The organism is Wolbachia endosymbiont of Culex quinquefasciatus Pel, assembly GCF_000073005.1.
Classification (GTDB): Bacteria; Pseudomonadota; Alphaproteobacteria; order Rickettsiales; family Anaplasmataceae; genus Wolbachia.
Genome location: NC_010981.1, coordinates 1,167,400 through 1,189,092 on the forward strand (window position 1 = coordinate 1,167,400; position 21,693 = coordinate 1,189,092).

Annotated in this window: 15 protein-coding genes and 2 pseudogenes; 11 read left to right on the forward strand and 6 right to left on the reverse strand. The window is 34.8% G+C overall.

The window, feature by feature from the left end:
* The first annotated feature begins 1 nt into the window (after position 1).
* The 6 genes and pseudogenes from nuoG to WP_RS05480 form a co-directional block, all read left to right on the forward strand.
* A complete protein-coding gene (gene nuoG / locus WP_RS05455; RefSeq protein WP_007302472.1) occupies positions 2-2,050 on the forward strand; it encodes an NADH-quinone oxidoreductase subunit NuoG in 2,049 nt (682 codons plus the stop codon).
* A complete protein-coding gene (locus WP_RS05460; protein WP_012481992.1) occupies positions 2,034-2,483 on the forward strand; it encodes a hypothetical protein in 450 nt (149 codons plus the stop codon). The genes nuoG and WP_RS05460 overlap by 17 nt, the downstream gene beginning before the upstream one ends.
* Positions 2,467-3,492 carry an NADH-quinone oxidoreductase subunit NuoH gene (nuoH, locus tag WP_RS05465; RefSeq protein WP_007302473.1) on the forward strand — a complete coding sequence of 342 codons (1,026 nt, stop codon included), beginning with the start codon at positions 2,467-2,469 and terminating at the stop codon, positions 3,490-3,492. Before WP_RS05460 ends, nuoH begins: the two co-directional genes overlap by 17 nt.
* Complete coding sequence (gene hemB / locus WP_RS05470; RefSeq protein WP_007302474.1) at positions 3,485-4,483, forward strand: porphobilinogen synthase; 999 nt, start codon at positions 3,485-3,487, stop codon at positions 4,481-4,483. Before nuoH ends, hemB begins: the two co-directional genes overlap by 8 nt.
* Before the next feature lie 378 nt (positions 4,484-4,861).
* Complete coding sequence (locus WP_RS05475) at positions 4,862-5,734, forward strand: IS982-like element ISWpi16 family transposase (RefSeq protein WP_007301954.1); 873 nt, start codon at positions 4,862-4,864, stop codon at positions 5,732-5,734.
* A gap of 218 nt (positions 5,735-5,952) precedes the next feature.
* Positions 5,953-6,484, forward strand: a pseudogene (locus WP_RS05480) (transposase); the annotation flags it as partial.
* Here WP_RS05480 and WP_RS05485 read toward each other — a convergent pair.
* The gene (locus tag WP_RS05485) at positions 6,476-7,348 is read right to left on the reverse strand and encodes an IS982-like element ISWpi16 family transposase (RefSeq protein WP_007301954.1); all 873 of its coding nucleotides are present in this window, start codon (positions 7,346-7,348) and stop codon (positions 6,476-6,478) included. The pseudogene WP_RS05480 and the gene WP_RS05485 overlap by 9 nt on opposite strands.
* Positions 7,349-7,443: 95 nt before the next feature.
* Here WP_RS05485 and WP_RS05490 point away from each other — a divergent pair.
* Positions 7,444-7,879: pseudogene (locus WP_RS05490) on the forward strand (transposase); the annotation flags it as partial.
* Positions 7,880-8,116: 237 nt separating this feature from the next.
* On the opposite strand, the gene polA reads toward WP_RS05490, so the two are convergent.
* From polA to WP_RS05515, 5 genes are all read right to left on the reverse strand, one after another.
* The gene (gene polA, locus WP_RS05495; protein WP_007302475.1) at positions 8,117-10,645 is read right to left on the reverse strand and encodes a DNA polymerase I; all 2,529 of its coding nucleotides are present in this window, start codon (positions 10,643-10,645) and stop codon (positions 8,117-8,119) included.
* 111 nt (positions 10,646-10,756) lie between these two features.
* Complete coding sequence (gene gatA / locus WP_RS05500; RefSeq protein ID WP_007302476.1) at positions 10,757-12,223, reverse strand: Asp-tRNA(Asn)/Glu-tRNA(Gln) amidotransferase subunit GatA; 1,467 nt, start codon at positions 12,221-12,223, stop codon at positions 10,757-10,759.
* A 186-nt stretch (positions 12,224-12,409) separates the two neighbouring features.
* Positions 12,410-14,782, reverse strand: a complete 2,373-nt coding sequence (gene gyrB, locus WP_RS05505) for a DNA topoisomerase (ATP-hydrolyzing) subunit B (RefSeq protein WP_007302477.1) — start codon at positions 14,780-14,782, stop codon at positions 12,410-12,412.
* A 221-nt stretch (positions 14,783-15,003) separates the two neighbouring features.
* Entirely contained in the window at positions 15,004-16,236 is a 1,233-nt protein-coding gene (locus WP_RS05510; protein WP_007302478.1) for a hypothetical protein, read from the reverse strand.
* A gap of 70 nt (positions 16,237-16,306) precedes the next feature.
* Entirely contained in the window at positions 16,307-17,170 is an 864-nt protein-coding gene (locus tag WP_RS05515) for an ankyrin repeat domain-containing protein (RefSeq protein WP_007302479.1), read from the reverse strand.
* 234 nt (positions 17,171-17,404) lie between these two features.
* Here WP_RS05515 and WP_RS05520 point away from each other — a divergent pair, with 234 nt between their 5' ends.
* Genes WP_RS05520 through WP_RS05535 form a run of 4 tightly spaced genes read left to right on the forward strand, consistent with a single transcriptional unit; the run spans position 17,405 to position 21,684 of the window.
* Positions 17,405-18,088 carry a phosphatidylserine decarboxylase gene (locus WP_RS05520; protein ID WP_007302480.1) on the forward strand — a complete coding sequence of 228 codons (684 nt, stop codon included), beginning with the start codon at positions 17,405-17,407 and terminating at the stop codon, positions 18,086-18,088.
* Entirely contained in the window at positions 18,085-18,855 is a 771-nt protein-coding gene (locus tag WP_RS05525; RefSeq protein ID WP_007302481.1) for a CDP-alcohol phosphatidyltransferase family protein, read from the forward strand. Before WP_RS05520 ends, WP_RS05525 begins: the two co-directional genes overlap by 4 nt.
* Before the next feature lie 22 nt (positions 18,856-18,877).
* A complete protein-coding gene (locus WP_RS05530) occupies positions 18,878-20,215 on the forward strand; it encodes an alanine/glycine:cation symporter family protein (RefSeq protein WP_007302482.1) in 1,338 nt (445 codons plus the stop codon).
* Positions 20,216-20,217: 2 nt separating this feature from the next.
* The gene (locus tag WP_RS05535; protein ID WP_007302483.1) at positions 20,218-21,684 is read left to right on the forward strand and encodes an alanine/glycine:cation symporter family protein; all 1,467 of its coding nucleotides are present in this window, start codon (positions 20,218-20,220) and stop codon (positions 21,682-21,684) included.
* The last annotated feature ends 9 nt before the right edge of the window (positions 21,685-21,693 follow it).

The following is a 21,693-nucleotide window of genomic DNA, read 5'->3' on the forward strand; positions in this document are numbered from 1 at the left end:
TGTGGTTAAAGTTACTATTAATTCTAAGGAATGTGAAGTAGAGCATGGGCTCACTATAATTCAAGCTTGTGAAGTTGTGGGCGTTGAAGTTCCGCGGTTTTGTTATCATGAGCGTTTAGCAATTGCTGGTAACTGCAGAATGTGTTTGGTTGAAGTTGAGGGTGGCCCTCCAAAACCAGTAGCTTCTTGTGCAATGCCAGTTGCAGAGGGTATGGTTATTCACACGGATACTCCCAAGGTAAAAAAGGCGCGTGAAGGAGTGCTCGAATTTTTACTAATTAATCATCCACTTGATTGTCCAATTTGTGATCAAGGTGGTGAGTGCGATTTGCAAGATATAACAATGGCTTATGGGAAAGGAATAAGCAGACTTGATGAGCATAAAAGAGCTGTGCCAAAAAAACATTTTGGTCCACTGATTGGAACTGCAATGAATAGATGCATTCATTGTACTCGATGTGTTAGATTTTTGTCCGATGTTGCAGGTACAAATGAACTTGGAGGAATTGGCAGGGGAGAAAATATAGAGATTAGTACTTACATAAAAAGGCATATTAGCTCTGAATTATCTGGGAATATTATAGATCTCTGCCCGGTAGGGGCTTTAACTTCAAAGCCTTACTCCTTTACAGCGCGTCCATGGGAGCTATCACATTGTGAGACTATAGATGTGCTAGATGCTGTGGGAAGTAGCATTAGAGTTGATTATCGTGGCCTGGAAGTTATGCGAATATTACCAAGGCTGAGCGAAGAGGTAAATGAAGAATGGATATCAGATAAAACCCGTTTTGCCTATGATGGACTAAAAGTTCAGCGTCTTGATCAACCTTATGTAAAAAAAGATGGTAAATTAGCCCCAGTTGATTGGAATGAAGCACTAACTGTTGCTGCAAAGAAATTAAAAAATACAAAATCAAATAAAATAGCTGCAATTGCAGGTGATTTAGCAGATTGTGAGTCTATGCTTCTACTCAAAGAAGTGATGCAGAAGCTCGGCTCGGGGAATATAGACTGTAGGCAAGATGGAGCAAAGCTTATACCAAATAATCGTGGGTCATATGTATTCAACACCACTATTGAGGGTATAGAAAATGCAGATTTATGTCTGCTTATAAATACAAATCCAAGAATAGAAGCACCAATAATTAACGCAAGATTGAGAAAGAGATATTTACAAGGTAATTTCACTATTGCAAATATTGGTCCTAATCTTGAATATCTATATAATGTTGAAAGATTAGGTGATGGTCCAAACGTTCTAAAAGAAATAGAAGAGGGAAATCACAAATTCTGCGAGTTACTGAGTGCGGCTCAGAACCCTATGCTAATTATCGGTCAAGATGCATTAATAAGAGATGATTCTGAATCAGTTTTAGCTCTAGCTGGCAAAATTGCAGAAAAATTTAACATGATCAGAGATGACTGGAATGGCTTTAACGTACTGCATAAGGCTGCAGCAAGGGTTGGTGGACTCGATATTGGATTCGTTCCTAGCAAAGGTGGAAAAGACATTAATCAGATGCTAAAACAGGCAGAAAGTGGTGAGATAGAAGTAGTTTATCTTCTTGGCGCAGATGAAATTGATATATCAAAGTTAGAAAGTACATTTGTAATTTATCAAGGCCACCATGGTGATAGGGGAGCGCATATAGCAGATGTCATTCTACCTGGAGCTGCATACACAGAAAAATATGCAACTTATGTAAATACTGAAGGGCGAGTACAGAGAACAAATTTAGCTGTTTTTCCTCCTGGTGAAGCAAAGGAAGATTGGTTGATTATAAAAAATTTATCCCAATATTTGGGCCTTTCCTTACTATATGATAATTTATTTGATGTGAGGAAGAAATTATACACTATTGGTCCACAGTTTAGAGATGCTGACCAAGTGGTGAAAAACAAATGGGTACCAATTACCTGTGATGAAATAAAATTAAGTAATATCTCTTTCACTCTAAAAAAGTGTAATTTTTATATGACAGACTCAATAAGTCGCGCTTCAAAAATAATGGCAGATTGTACTAAGGATTTTTATGAACACTCTACTTAATATTTTATTTATTCTAACACCATTATTACTAATAACTCTGGTATATTTTCAACGAAAATTAAACTCTATATTTTTGTGTAAAGAACAAAATACATTAGAAAAACAGTTCGTTTATAAGCTAGTTGATTTTATCAATGATATTATTGCACTATTTACGGAAGGATATGTATGGATGGCAATAACATTTATTATAGTTACCGAGGGAAGAGGGAATTATTTGCCTCTCACAATGATCTTAATTATGATGTCACTAGTGTCATTCATATGCATATCATTTTACTATTCTATTAAGCTAAATGCTGTACAGAAAAGTGTTGTCCTATTGATTTCAATAGGGACATTGTCTTGTGTGTCTAGAGCATTTGCTGTATTTTTTATTGCCACAATTATGAACTATTTTTTTGATTTAGGGTTGCATGTACTTGATATTTGATATTCTTTTTCTTCTTATTCCACTTTTGCTTTCAGTAGCATATTTAGTGTACTTTGAGCGTAAAGTTATTGGTGCAATTCAACTAAGGCATGGTCCAAGTGTAGTAGGGCCATTTGGGCTACTACAGCCATTTGCAGATGCTATCAAATTGATAATTAAAGAGCCGATAATACCATTTAGAGCAAACACCATACTGTTTATTATGGCTCCAATGCTCACCTTTATTTTAGCATTAATTTCCTGGGCAGTTATACCATTTGGAGCTGAAATAATTACAGAAAATGGACAGCAGGTAATAATCCCTAAGGTAATAGCAAATATTAATGTTGGAGTGCTTTATGTGCTAGCTATATCCTCTTTGGGAATATATGGCATTATTATTGCAGGCTGGTCTAGTAATTCTAATTATGCATTTCTTGGCGCTATAAGGTCAGCTGCTCAAATGATTTCATATGAAGTTTCAATAGGTCTAATAGTTGCTACAGTTGTTATTACAACTGGTACGTTGAATCTTGCAGAGATGGTGGTAGCGAAACATAATATGCCATTTTGGATTGATTTGCTGATGATGCCTATAGGAATAATATTTTTTATTTCTTTGCTTGCAGAAACTAACCGTCACCCATTTGACTTACCAGAAGCTGAAGCAGAGCTTGTCTCTGGGTATAACGTCGAATATTCATCAATGCCTTTTGCTCTCTTTTTTCTAGGAGAGTATGCAAATATGATTTTAGCAAGCGCTGTGATGACAATATTCTTTCTAGGAGGGTGGTATCCTCCACTAGAGCTTAGTTTACTATATAAAATTCCAGGTTTGATTTGGTTCGTTTTGAAGATAGTTTTATTATTGTTCATATTTATTTGGATCAGGGCAACAATACCCCGTTACAGATATGACCAACTAATGCGTCTTGGTTGGAAAGTGTTTCTACCGATATCAGTGCTTTGGGTAATACTCATTTCAGGAGTGTTGCTTTTTACTGGGAACTTGCCTGGGTCCAATGTTTAACTTTCCAAACATAAGATTAAGACGCAGGCGCTCAGGCAAGTGGATTCGCAATTTAACAAGTGAAATCACTTTATCAGTAAATGATTTGATTTTTCCCTTATTTGTTCATGACGGAGAAGAAACAATTGAGCCAATTTCTGGCTTACCTGATATCAAATGTTATTCAATAGATGGATTAATTTCTATAGTTCAGAAAGCTAAGGACTCGGGGATTAATGCTGTTGCAATTTTTCCTGTAGTTGATAGTAAACTAAAATCTGAAAAAGCTGAGGAAGCATATAATCCTGATAATTTAATCTGCAAAGCAATTCATGCTGTAAAATCGAAGGTACTTGATATTGGCATTATTGCAGACATTGCACTAGATCCATACACTACTCACGGTCATGATGGCATTTTAAAAGACGGCAAGATGGATGTGGAAAATGATGAAACTGTGTCAATATTGTGTAAGCAAGCGCTTGTTTTAGCAAAAGCAGGATGCGATATAGTTGCTCCTTCTGATATGATGGATGGCAGGATAGGAAAAATAAGAAAAACATTGGATGATAATAACTTTCAGAATGTGTCAATATTGTCCTATGCAGTAAAGTACTGTTCTAGCTTCTATGCGCCATTCAGGCAAGTTGTCGGTTCGTGCGCATCATCAAATTTCATCGACAAAAGTGGTTATCAAATGGATTATCGAAATGCACGCGAAGCAATCTGCGAAATTGAAATGGATATAAATGAAGGTGCAGATTTTATTATGATAAAGCCGGGTATGCCATACTTAGATATAATAAAAACAGCAAGTGACAAGTTCAATTTTCCGATTTTTGCTTACCAAGTAAGCGGTGAATACGCAATGATAAAAGCTGCAGCAAATAATGGCTGGTTGGATTATAACAGAGTGATTTATGAGTCCTTAATTGGTTTTAAACGTGCAGGTGCAAGTGCAATATTTACCTATGCTGCACTTGATGTTGCAAAAAATTTGGTATCTACTTAGCAGTGTGGAACATCTAAGTAGGTAGCTGGCCGAAGTGACTTGACAAACCTTCCCACTTTCCTTACCATATCAATAAGAGTATTTATCCTTGTTTTTAATCTCTGCAGATTTAACAACAAAAATTCAGTAAAAAACTCAGGTATATATTGGCAGATTACATAAAATTATAGCGGCTGCATGTCTTTTTTATTTTTTCTACATTCAGCCAAAACGCGCTTTAAATAAGCGTTAGCACATTATTACAATGCCGATTTACATTATTATAGGGTTAAAACTCACTACTGACCTCAGTTATGGATTAGAAAATAGATAAAAGTATAACTAAGAAGAGGGAAACAGGGTAAACTCGAGTATTTTAGTAATAATAAGAGGTTACCCATGAAGAAAGATATTACAGAACTGTACTGTTGCGTCGAGGATTTTTGTCGTGCGGTAGATGATAATTTTGCAAATAGGTTCTTATCAAACGGCAAAAAACCAACCAGAGTACCAGAAATAGCGCACTCAGAAATTCTAACCATAATCCTGTTATACCATAAATCACCATGTAAAAACTTCAAGGCTTTTTATCTTTGTTATCTTCAGTTATTCTATAGATCAGAGTTTTCAAAGCTGCCTTCATATCACAGATTTATTGCCTTAAAGCCGCGAGTTTTGTGGTATTTAGCATTACTTTTGCAATGGTTCTGTGAACAAGCGAAAATGACCGGCACTTCCTACATCGACACCTCTACGATTGCCGTTTGCCACAAAAAAAGGATCTCTAGGAATAAAGTTTTTAATCATCTAGCAGAAATTAGTAAGAGTACGTATGGTTGGTTTTTTGGCTTCAAGTTGCACTTAGTGATTAACGAAATTGGTGAAATTCAAGCACTTACCCTAACCAAAGGTAACGTTGATGACAGAAAACCTTTACCAACTCTCACTAAAAGACTGACCGGACTTTTGTTTGGAGATAAGGGCTATATAAAGAAAGAGCTTTTTGAGAAACTCTTCGATAGAGGCCTAAAGTTAGTCACTAAAGTAAAAAAAGGTATGAAAAACGCACTAATTTCACTTAAAGAGAAGATTTTATTAAGGAAAAGGTCGATTATTGAGACTGTTTTTGATTCCTTGAAAAACAAATTTGAGATTGAGCATACAAGACATAGATCGCCAACAAATTTCCTAATTCATGTTTTTTCTGTTCTGATTTCCTACTCCATGCAGTCCAAAAAGCCTTCTATTTCTATGCCTTTCTTTATCGGCTAATCCATAACTGAGGTTACTGGGGGATTCTTTTGCCTTTTTTTGCTTGGTAAATTTCTTAATATTTTTGATTGGTTAGGAGTTCTATAGAGATGTCATTTCAGTGCTTCTTATTACCTGTTCTGGATCCCAGTGGGCTTTGTTGCACCACTCAAGGAAAGAACAGGCAGTTACTGATGGAATTTGTTATAAAATAGATATTTAGCCGACAAAGGAAAAATATGCCAATAAGAATGAAAGTCAGTAACTGCAATGAATATAACAAATTTCTTCAAGAAAGGGGAAATGTTTTTCATTATATCAACGATGCCATTGAAAATTGGTACGAAAATAGTCCAAAAGTAGCAGGTGGCAACAATGTCTACAGCGACAAAGTAGTGATTCTAATTCACATAATAACCTATCTATTCAGGATTGGTCTTAGGCAAACAGTGGGATTTATAGAGAAATATCTTGAGCAAATAGGGAAAATTTTGCAAATTATCAGCTATTCGCAGGCTTCAAGAAGGTTTAAAAAGCTTAATATCAAAATCAACGACTGCAGAGTTGATAAGAACGATATGGAAGATATTGAAATTGCTATAGATAGTACAGGTATCAGCATCTACAATAATATTCCAGGCCATAGTAAGGCAAATGGTACAGATAGAAAGTATCGCCGCTATGAGCAAACAAGATGTAATGCTAGAGATAGGTAGTAAAAAAGTTATAGCTGCAAAATACAGTAGTGACCTCAGTTATGGATTAGCCGATAAAGAAAGGCATAGAAATAGAAGGCTTTTTGGACTGCATGGAGTAGGAAATCAGAACAGAAAAAACATGAATTAGGAAATTTGTTGGCGATCTATGTCTTGTATGCTCAATCTCAAATTTGTTTTTCAAGGAATCAAAAACAGTCTCAATAATCGACCTTTTCCTTAATAAAATCTTCTCTTTAAGTGAAATTAGTGCGTTTTTCATACCTTTTTTTACTTTAGTGACTAACTTTAGGCCTCTATCGAAGAGTTTCTCAAAAAGCTCTTTCTTTATATAGCCCTTATCTCCAAACAAAAGTCCGGTCAGTCTTTTAGTGAGAGTTGGTAAAGGTTTTCTGTCATCAACGTTACCTTTGGTTAGGGTAAGTGCTTGAATTTCACCAATTTCGTTAATCACTAAGTGCAACTTGAAGCCAAAAAACCAACCATACGTACTCTTACTAATTTCTGCTAGATGATTAAAAACTTTATTCCTAGAGATCCTTTTTTTGTGGCAAACGGCAATCGTAGAGGTGTCGATGTAGGAAGTGCCGGTCATTTTCGCTTGTTCACAGAACCATTGCAAAAGTAATGCTAAATACCACAAAACTCGCGGCTTTAAGGCAATAAATCTGTGATATGAAGGCAGCTTTGAAAACTCTGATCTATAGAATAACTGAAGATAACAAAGATAAAAAGCCTTGAAGTTTTTACATGGTGATTTATGGTATAACAGGATTATGGTTAGAATTTCTGAGTGCGCTATTTCTGGTACTCTGGTTGGTTTTTTGCCGTTTGATAAGAACCTATTTGCAAAATTATCATCTACCGCACGACAAAAATCCTCGACGCAACAGTACAGTTCTGTAATATCTTTCTTCATGGGTAACCTCTTATTATTACTAAAATACTCGAGTTTACCCTGTTTCCCTCTTCTTAGTTATACTTTTATCTATTTTCTAATCCATAACTGAGGTTAGTGGAGTTTATTCCGACCACTATGGAGCCTGTGATCTTATTGAAAGAGTGGATACCAAGTATAACATAAGCACGATATATGCAGATAGATCGAAAGAAGTTATACAAACTGTGCGATGAGCTTGACATAAAGACAAGGATTCCTCCGCAAAATAATGCAGTAGAGCATCCAAAGTTGGATTATATGAATGAGAGAAATTCTACAATCAAGCTCATAAAGTCATATGATGAAGATGGTATGAAGAGGTGGAAAAAAGAGATAAATTATTGGAAGAGATCTTATATAGAAAGTTTTTTCTCGCGACTGAAGCAAATATTTGGATTTAGTTTTAGGAATAAATCTGAGATTAATCGTGAGAAGGAACTGCTACTCAAGTGTTATTTGCTTAACAAATTTACTGAAATAGGCATGGCTAAGTTTGATATAGCTTCATGAATTTATTATACATTACCCACTATCCGAAGAGCTGTGCAACAAAGCCCACTGGAATCCAGCCTTTTGTAGTCTCATTGAAAGCGTTGCTTTTAATATCTATGATTAGGTTGCTTGTGAGCACCAGTGTCAAGCACTGGGATGACATTACTTTTGCTTCAATATTTACACATTAGCCATGCATCTGAACAGATACTACTTAAGTCCTTTCAAGACAGGTTCTTAGGGTCTACGGTATAATTAAGAAAAGCCCCAGTTGTCGCTAATTTTTATTTCTACTTCAAGTGGTATAGAAATTTCTACTGCATTTTCCATTATATCTTTCATAAGTTTTGCTGTTTCTTGCACTCTGCTCTCTTCCACTTCTACAAGTAATTCATCATGAACCTGGAGGATTATTTTACCTGACTTTAACTGATCAAAAAGCCGAATCATCGCGCGTTTTATTATATCAGCGGCAGTTCCCTGCAGTGGTGCATTTATTGCTGCCCTTTCTGCAAATTGTCTTAGATAAGGAATTTTATTGTTGATGTCTCTTACAAAACATCTTCTACCAAACAAAGTCTCTACATAACCATGATTTCTCGCGATAGATACTGCTTTTTCCATATAGACCTTTATTTCTGGGTAACAAGAAAAATAGTAATTAATGTATTCAGCAGCCTCTTGAAAGGTAATGCCAAGTCGCTTTGCAAGGCCAAATGGACTAATGCCATATATAATGCCAAAATTAATGGTTTTTGCTTTGCGTCTTAATTGCTCATCTATTTCTTGCACTCCAAAAACTTGTCTTGCAGTGATATCATGAATATCTTGCCTGTTTGCAAAAGCTTCTTTAAATGCGGTAACATTTGCAACGTGTGCCAGGAGTTTTAATTCTATTTGTGAATAGTCGGCAGAAATTATCTTGCAACCTTTTGGTGCAATAAATGCTTGTCTGATGAAATTTCCTTCTTCGCTCCTGATAGGAATATTCTGCAAGTTAGGGTTGCTCGAGCTCAGCCTTCCAGTTGCAGTCACAGTTGTTGAGAAACTTGTGTGTATTCTACCATCAATAGGATCAACTTGCTTTATTAGCGCATCAGTGTAGGTACCCTTTAATTTACTTAAATGTCGCCAATTTAAAATTTTACTTGCAATTTCTACCCCTTCTTCTTCAAGAGCCTCTAGAACTTCATAATTGGTGCTATACGACCCAGATTTTGACTTTTTCTTTTTACTTAGCTCCATTTTATTAAACAAAACATCACTTAATTGTTTTGGCGATGCAATGTTGAATTTTTCTCCTGCTAAATTATGTATATCGTTTTCAAGTACAGCAATTAGCTGCTCAAACTTATCAGACAATTCCTGTAGTTTTTGAATATTGAGCAGTATTCCATTTTGCTCCATATCAAATATTACTTTCATGAGAGGTCTATCAAAGCGCTCGTAAATCGTAAAAAGTTTTTCCTGAAATAATCTTTGTGTCAGTTTCTCATGGATCGCTATTAAAATTTTTGCCGAGAAAGTTTCTACATTTTTACTTAAATTGTGTGCAATTATGTTTGGAATGCTGTGATCATGCTTACCTGTGTCAAGGCTGTATGACATGATCATCAGGTCATCAATTGAGTCTAGCACTCTCTCTATTGTAGGAAATATTTCTCTGATCTTTCTAATATCATGTACTATTTTAAGCACCCCATTTGAAAATAAAGTTGAATTTATTATAGTAAGTGCATCTTGTAGGCAGCTTTGATCTATGTAGAAAATATTATCCTCACTACAAGATAAGGAGATTTTGTTCAATCTATTGTTTTCAAAGTGGCAATGAATTGCAATTTTACCTTCATATCTGCAATGCTCCAAAAATTTTTCTAATTCTTCACTACTATATTCTGTTTTCTCTTTTGTGCTAGATCCACTATAAGAAAAGAGCTTTTCTACTTTTCCTATCAATGAATTAAATTCATATTTCTTCAAAAAGGATAACAATTTTTCCATATTTGGAGGATGAACTTCATATTTTACAATATCATGTTGAAGATCTACTTTTTTGCATAGTGACAAAAGTTCTCTTGAAATTAGTGCTTTTTCCTTATGCTCAGTAAGAATATTACGAACTCTTGTTTGCTCAATGTTATTGATGTTTTCTATAATGTTATCCAACGAATCAAATTTATCCAGCAATTTAGCTGCAGTTTTTGGGCCTATTCCTGGAACACCTGGAATGTTATCAGATGCATCTCCAGTTAGAGAAAATAAATCAAGAAGCTTATTTGAATTTACACCAAATTTTTCTATCACTTGTTTTTCATCTACGTATATATTTTTGATAGGATCAAATATTAGAATGTTGTAATTCAAAAGTTGAAATAAGTCTTTATCTGATGAGACTACTACTACTTTAAAGTCTTCGTGGTTGGCATATTTTGCAGCTAGTGTTGCAATTATGTCATCTGCTTCATAGCCTTCAATCTCTTCATAGCTGAAGTTAAAAGCTTCTACCGCTTCTCTCAGTATTGTAAATTGTGGAATTAGATCCTCAGGAGGTGTTACTCTGTTTGCTTTATACTCAGAATATAAACTGTGCCTGAAATTTTTTTTGCCAGAATCAAGTGCTATAGTTAAGTAGTCCGAATGGGAAATATACTTCAGAACCATATTAAGAAAACCGTACACAGCACCTACTGGAATACCAGCTGTGGTAGTCAAATGATGCAAAACGTAATAAGCTCTGAAAAGAAAACCATAACCATCAATGATTGTGAAAGTTTTTTCTTTCATTGTAGATATTTATGTGTGCCTTTGATGGTCTGTTATTTAGCTGTAAAAATCAAGCTCTTGTTTCCTATAGCCAAAATAATCATAATGCTATAGTTACTATAAGAAAACATATTACGTAAGGGAATTAACTATTCTGCCACAATTTTGCTCTATCACACTTGCCATATTTAATATTCCAGCTTCATCGTAATAATTTCCAATTACTTGTAAAGCAAGTGGTAAGCCTGCATTGGAAAGTCCAACAGGAACAGAAATAGCAGGTAACCCTGCTAAGCTTGCCGGCACGGTAAACACATCATTGATGCACATAATTAGCGGGTCTGGCTTTTCATTTAAGCCAAAAGCCTCTGTTGGAGCAGATGGCACAAGTATGTAATCTATTTTTTCAAACGCTTTTATAAAATCATTTCTGATTAATGCCCTAATGCACTGTGCTTTTTCATAATACTCATTGTAATGACCTGAAGAAAGAGCATAAGAACCAATTAAAATTCTCCTTTTCACTTCTTTACCAAAACCTTCTGCTCTTGTTAGCGAATACATTTCTTCAAGGGTATCAGCATCAACCCTGAATCCATAACGTACACCATCATAGCGAGCAAGATTAGATGAAGTTTCAGCAGAACAAATTAGATAGTAAACCGGTATCGCATATTTAGTATGAGGCAGAGTAATGTCAACAACTTCAGCACCATTTTCTTTTAAATTGGAAGAAACTTTTTCCCAATTATGAACTATTTCATCTGAAATTCCATCCATCTTATACTCTTTTGGTATACCAATGCGCTTACCCTTAATATCACCATTTATAAAACTGGAAAATTTAGGCACTGTCCTTTTGCTCGATGTTGAATCTTTTTCATCATAGCCACAAATTATTTCAAGCATTAATGCTGAATCAGAAACGGAACGAGTAATTACTCCTGCTTGATCGAGAGAACTTGCAAACGCAATCATACCAAAACGCGAACACCTTCCATAAGTTGGCTTTATTCCCACTACTCCGCAATAAGCTGCTGGTTGACGTACAGACCCACCAGTATCGCTTCCTAATGCTCCAGCACATAAAAACCCAGCAACTGATGCTGCAGACCCACCGGAAGATCCACCAGGAACAACTTTTGCTCCATCACTTTTTCTAATCCACACATTTTCAACAGGACCAAAATAGCTATTTGTGTTCGCAGAACCCATAGCAAATTCATCCATATTAAGCTTACCAAGCACGGCTGCTCCACTTTTTAAAAGCAAATTAGATACCGTAGATTCATAAGTCGGGATGAAATTTTCCAGCATTTTTGAACATGCTGTTGTTTTTATTCCTTTTGTACAGAATAAATCTTTAACACCAACTGGTATGCCCATAAGTGGTGGAATATCATCTTTTTGTTTTAAGAAATGTTCATCTGCTATTTTAGCGGCTTTTATTGCGATTTCTGGAGTTTTTGTTATAAATGCATTTAGTTGCTCATTTTCAACTGCATTAATATGCGTTTCTACAAGCTCAACAGCAGAAAAATTCCTCCTCCTAAGTCCATCATGCATCTCTGTAATAGTGAGCCTTCTCAATTCATTCATTAATATTCAATTTTAGCGAGGCATTAATTATAACAACAATAGGACAGAAAATCTATATATTTATGATCGAAAACGGGAATACAATCAAGATCAATTCAGATTTCTGAAATGGATTGGTTAGTAGTACGTTTTAAATAGCCGGTTTGGCACACAATGCTAAGCCATAAGGGTTTAGCGTTTCTAAAATCAAATATCAACATCATGCACGTTAAGTGCATTGTTATTTATAAAGTCACGACGTGGTTCAACTATATCACCCATTAGCACCGAGAATATGCTATCTGCTTCTTCACAATCTTTTATTTCAACTTTTAGCAGAGTTCTAGTTTCTGGATTGAGTGTAGTTTCCCAAAGCTGATCAGCATTCATTTCACCAAGGCCTTTAAATCTCTGCAGAGTTAAACCTTTTTTACCATAATCCATCACTATTTTTGCGAGTGTACTTGGAGACTTTATTTTTATTTCAGTTTCTTGCGACTGTAAAAATGAATCACCATTAAATAAGTCAATTATGTTATCAAGAGAACTCAATATATTCCGTATTTCTTTGCTTTCAAGCATACTAAGCGAGAATACATATTTGTCTGCTAACCCTTGAAACAATTTAGCAATGTGAATTTCCTCATCTTTTACTTCTACTTCCCAATTATATTCACTATACATCAATTTTAAATATTTTAATATCTCATCAGCAGACAATAGAGCATTCTTTTTGCTTAAAATTAGCAATGATTCTAAGAGATCTTTTGGTATTTCCCTATCATAATTTTTGCTAATGTTTGAAATACTGAGGCACTTATTCAAAACGAAACGCAAATCTTTGCCTACACCATTTAATGTTAATCTTTTAATCGCTGAATTTACTATATACTCTTCAAAAGTTTCATCATCTTTGATATAAGTATCTTTAGCATTTTTTGTAACTTTATAGAGCGGTGGCTGCGCTATGTATAAATATCCTTTCTCAATTACTTCACGCATATGTCTAAAAAAGAAAGTTAGAATCAAAGTTCTTATATGCGAGCCATCAACGTCTGCGTCTGTCATAATGATAATTTTATGATACCTAGTTTTTTCAATATCGAAGTGCTCACTCCCTATTCCAGCCCCAATTGCCGTGATCAGAGAGCCAATTTCTGCAGATGAAAAAATACGATCCAGCCCTGCACGTTCTACGTTTAGAATTTTCCCTCTTAAAGCAAGTACCGCCTGTGTTTTACGATTACGTCCCTGCTTTGCAGTACCACCTGCGGAATTACCCTCTACTATAAACAATTCCGATAACTCAGGAACTTTTTCCTGACAATCGGCAAGCTTTCCCGGTAGAGTTGCAATATTAATATTGTTTTTATTTTTAACTAACTCTCGTGCTTTTCTTGCGGCTTCTCTTCCTTTTGCTGACCTAATCGCTCTTTCTACTATACTTGCTGCTAACTTGGGGTCAGTTTCAAGTATTGTACTCAACTTGTCAAAAACTATGCTCTCTACAACTGCCCGCGCTTCAGAACTGACCAATTTATCTTTTGTCTGTGAAGAAAATTTAGGATCAGGCATCTTGAGAGATAAAACACAAGTTAAGCCTTCTCTAACATCTTCTCCAGTCAAATTCACTTTTGCCTTCTTCAAAAAACCTTCATTGTTTGCATAGTTATTGATACATCTGGTTAGTGCAGATCTAAACCCTGCCAAATGCGTACCACCATCCCGTTGTCTTATATTATTTGTGAAGCATAGCATATTCTCATAGTAGGAATCATTCCACTCCATTGATATTTCTACACTGGTACCTAGATCTTTTACATTATCTCTAATGCTGGCAATTTTAGTAACATGTGTCTTATTCTTGTCTAAGTACCGTACAAAATTAGCTGTACCAAAATTATCTTCAGACTCTTTACTATCGTTAAAATGAGACTCTACATGTGGTTTATTACGGAGATCACGCAAAATTATCTCAATATTTGAGTTTAAAAATGCCAATTCTCTGATGCGACTCTCAAGAGTGGAGTAACTAAAATCAATACTACTAAAAGTCCCCGTTGATGGCATAAACGTTACTCTAGTTCCTCTTTTATTTGTGTTTTCATTAATTATCTTTAAAGATTCAATAGACTCACCATCTTCAAAGCGCATAAAATGTTCTTTTTTATTGCGCCAGATGGTTAATTCCAGCCAACTTGATAATGCATTCACAACTGAAATTCCAACACCATGTAATCCTCCGGAAACCTTATAGGTATTGCTGTCAAATTTACCTCCTGCATGCAATTGGGTCATTATTACTTCTGCTGCCGATATTCCTTCCTCTGGATGAATGTCTGTTGGAATGCCACGACCGTTGTCGGTTACAGAAACTGAACCATCTTCATTTATGCTAACTTCAATCTTACTACAATAACCAGCTAAAGACTCATCTATCGCATTATCAACAACCTCATACACCATATGGTGCAAGCCTGATCCATCATCAGTGTCACCAATATACATACCTGGACGCTTTCTTACAGCATCAAGACCTCTTAGGATTTTTATTGCGTCGGCGTTGTAGTTACTTTCCATGGAATTGCTTTATTTATAAATATTAATTAATATTACATTTGTATGTGCTGATTAGCAACATCTTTAAGTTGAGAGAAGGATCCTTGACATGTAGATAAAACATAACATATCACCTACACGAAGTGGTTTTACATGTTATTTCAATACATAAACTTAAGTTCAAATAATCATACAAAACTCTGCTTCATATTTTAAAATAAATGGCGACAATCAAATACAATTTACCTTCTCCTTTCAATTGGACTTTCTAGCTCAACACAGGATAAGTTGCTCATACACTCTTCTAATATTTCATTCTTTTTATCATTGTTTAATCTATTGCTGAACTCTTGACACCTTCTCTCAAGAGCTGAATGCGTAGTCATAATATACCTTACTGTTTCAGATGATAACTCTGGTAACTCGCTACGGATCCTTTCTTGTTCTGTTCCAGAGAAATTGGTGAAATTGGCTCTGGCCATTTCAGGGAATTTTTGTGTGATCGTTTCTTTTATCATTTCTCTAGCCTCTTCTCCATCGAGTGTAATAACCACTGATGGATGTAAGCCAGATAAAGACTCAAATAATTTATTGTATGTTCCACCTGCACAACTTTGACCTTGATTACCGTAAGTTGTTGCAGCGTCTACAAGACCTTTTAAAAACATATCTTTTCTGTTTTTTATGTCTTCATCATTCAAAGGAGTTCTTTGATTTTCTGTCCCTGTATTTCTATCATTGCAGGCTTTCCAACATAAAATAGCTGCTTGCTTTAGTGTTAACTTACTATGATTGTCTTTAAAATTATCTCCTGTTCTATTGATAAATCTTAAGCATTCAAGTGCATGAGATTTATCGCCTTCTGTAAATTCATTTGACTGTTTGATGTACTCTTCAATGCCGGTTGTGTTACCTCTATTTAGCTGTACATAGAATTCATCTTTGCTTAAATTCTCTTTATACTTTTCTACGAGTCTATCAACACTCAAGTTTATACTAGCAACTGCACTTGGGTCATGAGTAGTTTGTGCCATAAAAGGAATGGTTGCTAAATCTTGAAAGAAAATAGGCCTTTCTTCCTCTGGAATTTGTTGTATTAAATCGTTAAACTGCTGTATTTCTTCAATGAGTGATTTGTTTAGCAACCATAAGCACAATATAGGCAGTACCAAAAGCACACAGGAATTAATAATGTGTATAATTAAAAAAATGCTTAATGTTATTCTAATAACATTTTTTGGCCACGCTGATAATCTTTTTTCATTTTCCCTTGGTTTGAAAAAATAATTTACTAATGATAAATACAAAGAGAGCTGTACAAGAAGAAAAAATGAAGGAATCATACTTACTAATAAAACTATATTAATGAATCTTTTAATTTTATTAGTGTTGTTGTAAGCATTTTGCACTCTTTCTATTAAAGCCTGTACTCTATTTCTATTTTGCTGTTGATTATTATTTTGACCTGCAAACATACCCTATTCTAACATTAATATGTCATGCTATAGAAAGAATGTAAATAAAGCAAGGAATTTAGAGCTGCTTTTATTTTTGTTTGATTGGGGATACCACTTCTATACTTTCCGCTCCATCTAAGGTACTATTTGGTTTTTCTACAGTAATCTTGGGAGTTACTTTATTCTCGATATCTGCTCTATATGATCTAAGTACTTCAATGGCCTCTTCATTTCCACTATTGAGTGCAATATCCAAAGCATCCATTCCAGCATTATTTTTGTGATTGATAAAATTCTTCAACCGATCTCTACCAAAGCTTTCTATATATTGTTTAATGATGAGTTCCACTACTTTTCCAGGACAATTATTAGCAGCAGGGAAAAGTATTGTGTTGTTATTATTATCTTTTTTCGTTATGTCTGCTTTGAGTTTATTTATCAAATACTCGATAACTTCTACTCTGCTATCATCCTTTGCTTCAGTGCATTGTCTAATAGCTAAAAATAAAGCTGTCCGCCCATTATTATCAATATCTTCAATATCCTGTCCCTTATCAACTAAGGCTTGTATTACACTTTTATTCCCATATAAAGCAGCAAGGTGAAAAGGTGTATGTCCTTCAGTGCTTTCCCTTTCATTAATTAACGCACCATTGCTAGCTAGCAATTCTATAAACTCTGGCGTGTTTGCAAAAATTGCAAGGTGCATTGGTGTTAAGTCATCTTTGCCATGATTTCCAGTTTTTGCGTTAACGTTTGCTCCGTTATTTATCAGCAATTTCGCTATTTCAAACCGCTTATACCCGATAGCAATATGTAGTGGTGTACGATTACGTTCATAATTATCATTGACATTTGCGCCAGATTTTATTAGTAGTCCTACAGTTTCAATATCACCTGTCTGAATTGCAGCATACAAGGAAAGAAACTCATCTTTTATCTCCTTGATCATACGAAATTGTGGACATGTTAATTTATATATTGTTAATAATTATTATTAATTTTTTATTAAAATAATATTAATAATAGCTAAAAATCTTTAATTTTTATTAAAAATTTAATACCCATCAATGATTATATAAGCACTTGCTTATATAATCATTCCAAAAGTGAAGCAGTGAAAAAAAGCTTTTCATGAGAAATTATAAATGATAAATTGTTAATAATGAATTATCGAGAATAAATTATGTGCTTTGGTTTACCTAACATAAACAGAGAAGGTTATTTATTTATAGTTGTTTCCTTTATCGTAACATGTATAGCATTCTCTATATCTTGGGGAGCTGGAATTACTTGCTTATTTCCAACGTTATTATGTACCTATTTTTTTCGTGACCCAGCAAGAGCTGTACCAAACAATAAGGACTTTATATTAAGTCCTGCTGATGGTGTAATTTCAAAGATAGAAGAAGTTAGTTACTCTTTATCAGAAGAGAATGAAGAAGAAAAGAAATTTACACTTGTCAGCATATTTCTAAGCGTTTTGAATGTCCACGTTAATCGTATACCAATATCTGGTACAATAAAGGAAATGAGTTATAAAAAAGGCAAGTTTGTTTCTGCAATGAGTAATAGGTCCAGTAATGAAAATGAAAAGCAGGTTATTGTGATTGAGTATGAAAAGGAAAAAGAAATCATTGTGGAACAAATAGCTGGATTTATCGCACGCCGCATTGTTTGTAATTTAAGAGCGTCTCAGAATGTAAAAGCAGGTGAAAGGTTTGGAATTATAAGATTTGGCAGTAGAGTAAATATTTATATCCCTGCTGGAATAGAGGTAAGAGTCTCAGAAGGCCAAACTGTTATTGGTGGTGAGACAGTTATAGCAGATTTAAATAAACAAGAGAAGCTTACCTTTGACATTGTATGAATAACGATGAAAGTAACGGTAAATCCTTACCTATTACCAAGTTATTTCCAAATTTTATAACTTTACTAGGTTTATGTGCTGGCCTTACTTCACTTAAATTCACATTTAATGAACAATGGGAATTTTCAGCAATTTTTATTATCATTGCAGCAATAATAGATGGAATGGATGGCAGAATAGCAAGAATTCTAAAATCAACTAGCGATTTTGGAGCACAGCTTGATTCTTTTGCAGATTTTCTAAATTTTGGTTCAGCACCTGCTTTTCTTTTATATTTTTGGAAATTAAAGGAAATTAAAGTTGTAGGTTGGATCTTAGTAATGATATATGTAATCTGCATATCAATAAGACTTGCAAGATTCAATGTTTTACTACATTCAGAACAATTATACTGGAAAAAATTTTTCTTTTCCGGCGTTCCAGCTCCTGTATGCGCTTTACTTGCTCTGTTACCAATAATTATTACCTTTCACTCTCATGAGAGTGAATACTTACTTCTTATAGAGCAATTTTTTAACGTAAAGAATACAGCTTGTTACTTTTTGGCCATTTCATTTTTTTCGATAAGTCATATTCCAACTTTCTCTGCAAAGCACATTTATGTTCCTAGAAGCCTATCCTATATATTTGTGTCGTTTTTTGGAATATTGATCATACTGTTTATAAGCAAGCCCTGGATAACACTACCAATTTTAGGTGCATTGTATATACTTACTATTCCAATAAGCACTGGACTTTATATATACTACACATATAAAACTCATTAGCTATATAAAAGTAGTGAGCAGCATGATTGTAAAAGCAACTGATCTATTAAACTCTCTTCTGTATATAAAGATATTCAACATTCCATTTATAATTCTTTGGGTAATTGCAACTGGAGTTTTTTGTACGGTTCGGTTCAAATTCATTAACTTTAGATTATTCAAGTATGGAATACAGACGCTATTCAACCTAAAATGTAATGGTAATAACAATGGTATAATCACTCATATTCAAGCGTTTACAACAGTCATTTCAGGAACAGTTGGCCTTGGAACAATATCAGGAGTTGCAATAGCTATTACAATAGGGGGCCCAAGTGCAATTTTTTGGATGATAATTACTGGAATACTCGGTATGTCGATAAAGTTTGCTGAAGTAGTGCTTGCATTTACTCATCGCTCTGAAAACACAACTGGTGGGGCTTTTTATTATATGGAACATGGACTTGCAAAGATTGGATTTATGAAGACTGGCAAATTCCTTGCATTTATCTACGCAGTTATGCTGCTTGTTGCAATGATTCTAGGCGGCATACCATTTCAGGCAAATCAAATTGCAGCGTTGTCAAGTAACTTATTTGAATACAACACATCTGTTATTATCTCGCTATTTGTATTAATTGTAATACTGGGAGGAATAAAGCGAATTGCTTTAGTTGCAACAGGTTTAGGGCCGATCATGATAATGTTATATATAGGCATGTGTATATATTTAATCTGTGTGAACGGAAATAATCTACTGAATGCTCTATCTATAATATTTCAAGATATCTTTAACAAATCAGCTATAGGAGGTGGAGTATTGAGTGGATTAATAGCAGGGGTAAGAAGGTCAGTGTTTGCTAATGAAGCAGGTACTGGAACAGCAGCTATAGCACATTCGATTGTAAAAGAGAAAGACCCAGTTAAAGTTGGAAGTGTTGCAATGATTGCACCATTTGTAGACACAATATTAGTCTCATTTTTGACTGGTATTGTGATAATTATCACCGATATGCATATCACTAATACTGTAGGTGATATTACGTTAGTTAGCTCAGCATTTTCAACAGCCTTGCCTTTATTGAGCAAGCTAGCTCTTCCGCTGATAATGTTTTCCTTTGCATTTTCCACAATAATAGCTTACTATTACTACTGTGAAGTTGCCCTGTTGTACTTATTTGGTAACAAAAAAGTACTGATATTGTTCCAAATTCTTATAGTGGGTTCAGTGTATATCAGTTGTATGTCAAAAAATATAGAATTTATATCTTATTTAGGCGATAGCCTGTTTATGTGCCTTATGATTCCAAATGCTGTTGCAATATATCTACTGAGAAGGGAAGTCTTAAATACAATAGATTCTTATTACAAAAGGTATTAAACATGATTTATAGATTGCTTTGCATGATGTTATTTTGCCTATCGTTTAACGATGTATACGCTGCTTCAGTTTTTCATAAAAGTTATGACACTGCATTAAATGGAGTAAGCAACTTCATGAATGAAGTGTTGTTTTTCAAGATCTTTCACGTACCATTTATAATTCTTTTATTGGCCTTTGGTTATATATTTCTAACACTACGTTTTAGATTTCTCAACATAAGGATGTTTAAGCATGCGTTCGCTATTTTATGTGGAAAATATGACACAGATCATCATGATGGTCACATTACGCATTTTCAGGCATTTGTAACCGCGCTATCAAGCACAGTAGGTCTTGGAACTGTTGCTGGTGTTGCAATTGCAATTTCAATGGGAGGGCCAGGAGCGGTACCTTGGATGATGATCACAGGCTTTTTTGGTATGTCTGCAAAATTCGCTGAAGTGACTTTAGCATTCAGGCACAGAACAGAAGGTCAAGAGCAGTTATTTAGTGGTCCTTTTCAATATATAAGAAATGGGCTAGAGGAATTTGGATTTAAAAAACTTGGTATCGTACTGGCTGCAATATATGCAGCGGTTTTTGTATTATCAGGTCTTGGTGGAAGTGTAGCGTTTCAAACTAACCAAATGGTTTCAATATTATCTGGTTATTCAAATTGGATAGATGGTCATCCTTGGTTTCTCTCTTCCATAATTTCTACGTTACTTGCTCTGGTGATTATCGGTGGAATCAGGAGAATAGCTAAAGTCTCTTCTGCGCTGGTGCCTATTATGTCACTCATATATATTTTGAGTTGTTTCACGATTATTGCATTCAATATTCACAATTTTAGCAATACATTAAAAATATTGTTTTCCAGTATGATAGACTTCAATGCTGTTGGTGGTGGAGTAGTAGGAGCATTTGTCGCTGGGATTCAAAGGGCAATTTTTGCCAGTGAAGCAGGTGTTGGTTCTGCTGCAATTACTCACGCTGTAGCTAAAGATGAGGAGCCGGTTAGGACTGGTCTAGTTGCTATGATAGAACCATGCTTCGATACAATGTTAATTTGTTGTTTGACAGGAATAACAATAGTAATAACAGGCGCATACCAGACTGGCATTGGCGAGGGAATATTGATCACCCAAAAAGCATTTGAAACAGTTTCTTCTTGGTTTCCTATACTTTTAACCATCGCTGCGCCTTTGTTTGCGTTTTCCTCAGTAATTTCATTTGTATATTGTTGTGAAATGGGATGGCTGTATTTGTTTGGTGTAAAAAGTGTAGTAATATATCGTATAGCGGTGGTGGTAGTTGCATTTTTGTCAGGTTTGTCTAAAGATATAATGGCTATTGCTAATATTGGTGGGGCTTTATTCTCTTGTTTAGCACTCATCAATATGACAGCACTTATACTGTTTAGCAATCAGATTAATGATGAAGTTCAATGCTATCTAAAAAGACTGAGGAATAACAAGATCAACTAGATTTTTAGT

Coding starts and splice junctions, on each gene's coding strand:
- WP_RS05535 (WP_007302483.1), top strand. CDS start 20,218: ATGATTTATAGATTGCTTTGCATGATGTTATTTTGCCTATCGTTTAAC.
- hemB (WP_007302474.1), top strand. CDS start 3,485: ATGTTTAACTTTCCAAACATAAGATTAAGACGCAGGCGCTCAGGCAAG.
- gatA (WP_007302476.1), bottom strand. CDS start 12,223: ATGAATGAATTGAGAAGGCTCACTATTACAGAGATGCATGATGGACTT.
- WP_RS05525 (WP_007302481.1), top strand. CDS start 18,085: ATGAATAACGATGAAAGTAACGGTAAATCCTTACCTATTACCAAGTTA.
- WP_RS05515 (WP_007302479.1), bottom strand. CDS start 17,170: ATGATCAAGGAGATAAAAGATGAGTTTCTTTCCTTGTATGCTGCAATT.
- nuoH (WP_007302473.1), top strand. CDS start 2,467: ATGTACTTGATATTTGATATTCTTTTTCTTCTTATTCCACTTTTGCTT.
- WP_RS05485 (WP_007301954.1), bottom strand. CDS start 7,348: ATGAAGAAAGATATTACAGAACTGTACTGTTGCGTCGAGGATTTTTGT.
- WP_RS05520 (WP_007302480.1), top strand. CDS start 17,405: ATGTGCTTTGGTTTACCTAACATAAACAGAGAAGGTTATTTATTTATA.
- WP_RS05460 (WP_012481992.1), top strand. CDS start 2,034: ATGAACACTCTACTTAATATTTTATTTATTCTAACACCATTATTACTA.
- WP_RS05510 (WP_007302478.1), bottom strand. CDS start 16,236: ATGTTTGCAGGTCAAAATAATAATCAACAGCAAAATAGAAATAGAGTA.
- WP_RS05530 (WP_007302482.1), top strand. CDS start 18,878: ATGATTGTAAAAGCAACTGATCTATTAAACTCTCTTCTGTATATAAAG.
- gyrB (WP_007302477.1), bottom strand. CDS start 14,782: ATGGAAAGTAACTACAACGCCGACGCAATAAAAATCCTAAGAGGTCTT.
- WP_RS05475 (WP_007301954.1), top strand. CDS start 4,862: ATGAAGAAAGATATTACAGAACTGTACTGTTGCGTCGAGGATTTTTGT.
- polA (WP_007302475.1), bottom strand. CDS start 10,645: ATGAAAGAAAAAACTTTCACAATCATTGATGGTTATGGTTTTCTTTTC.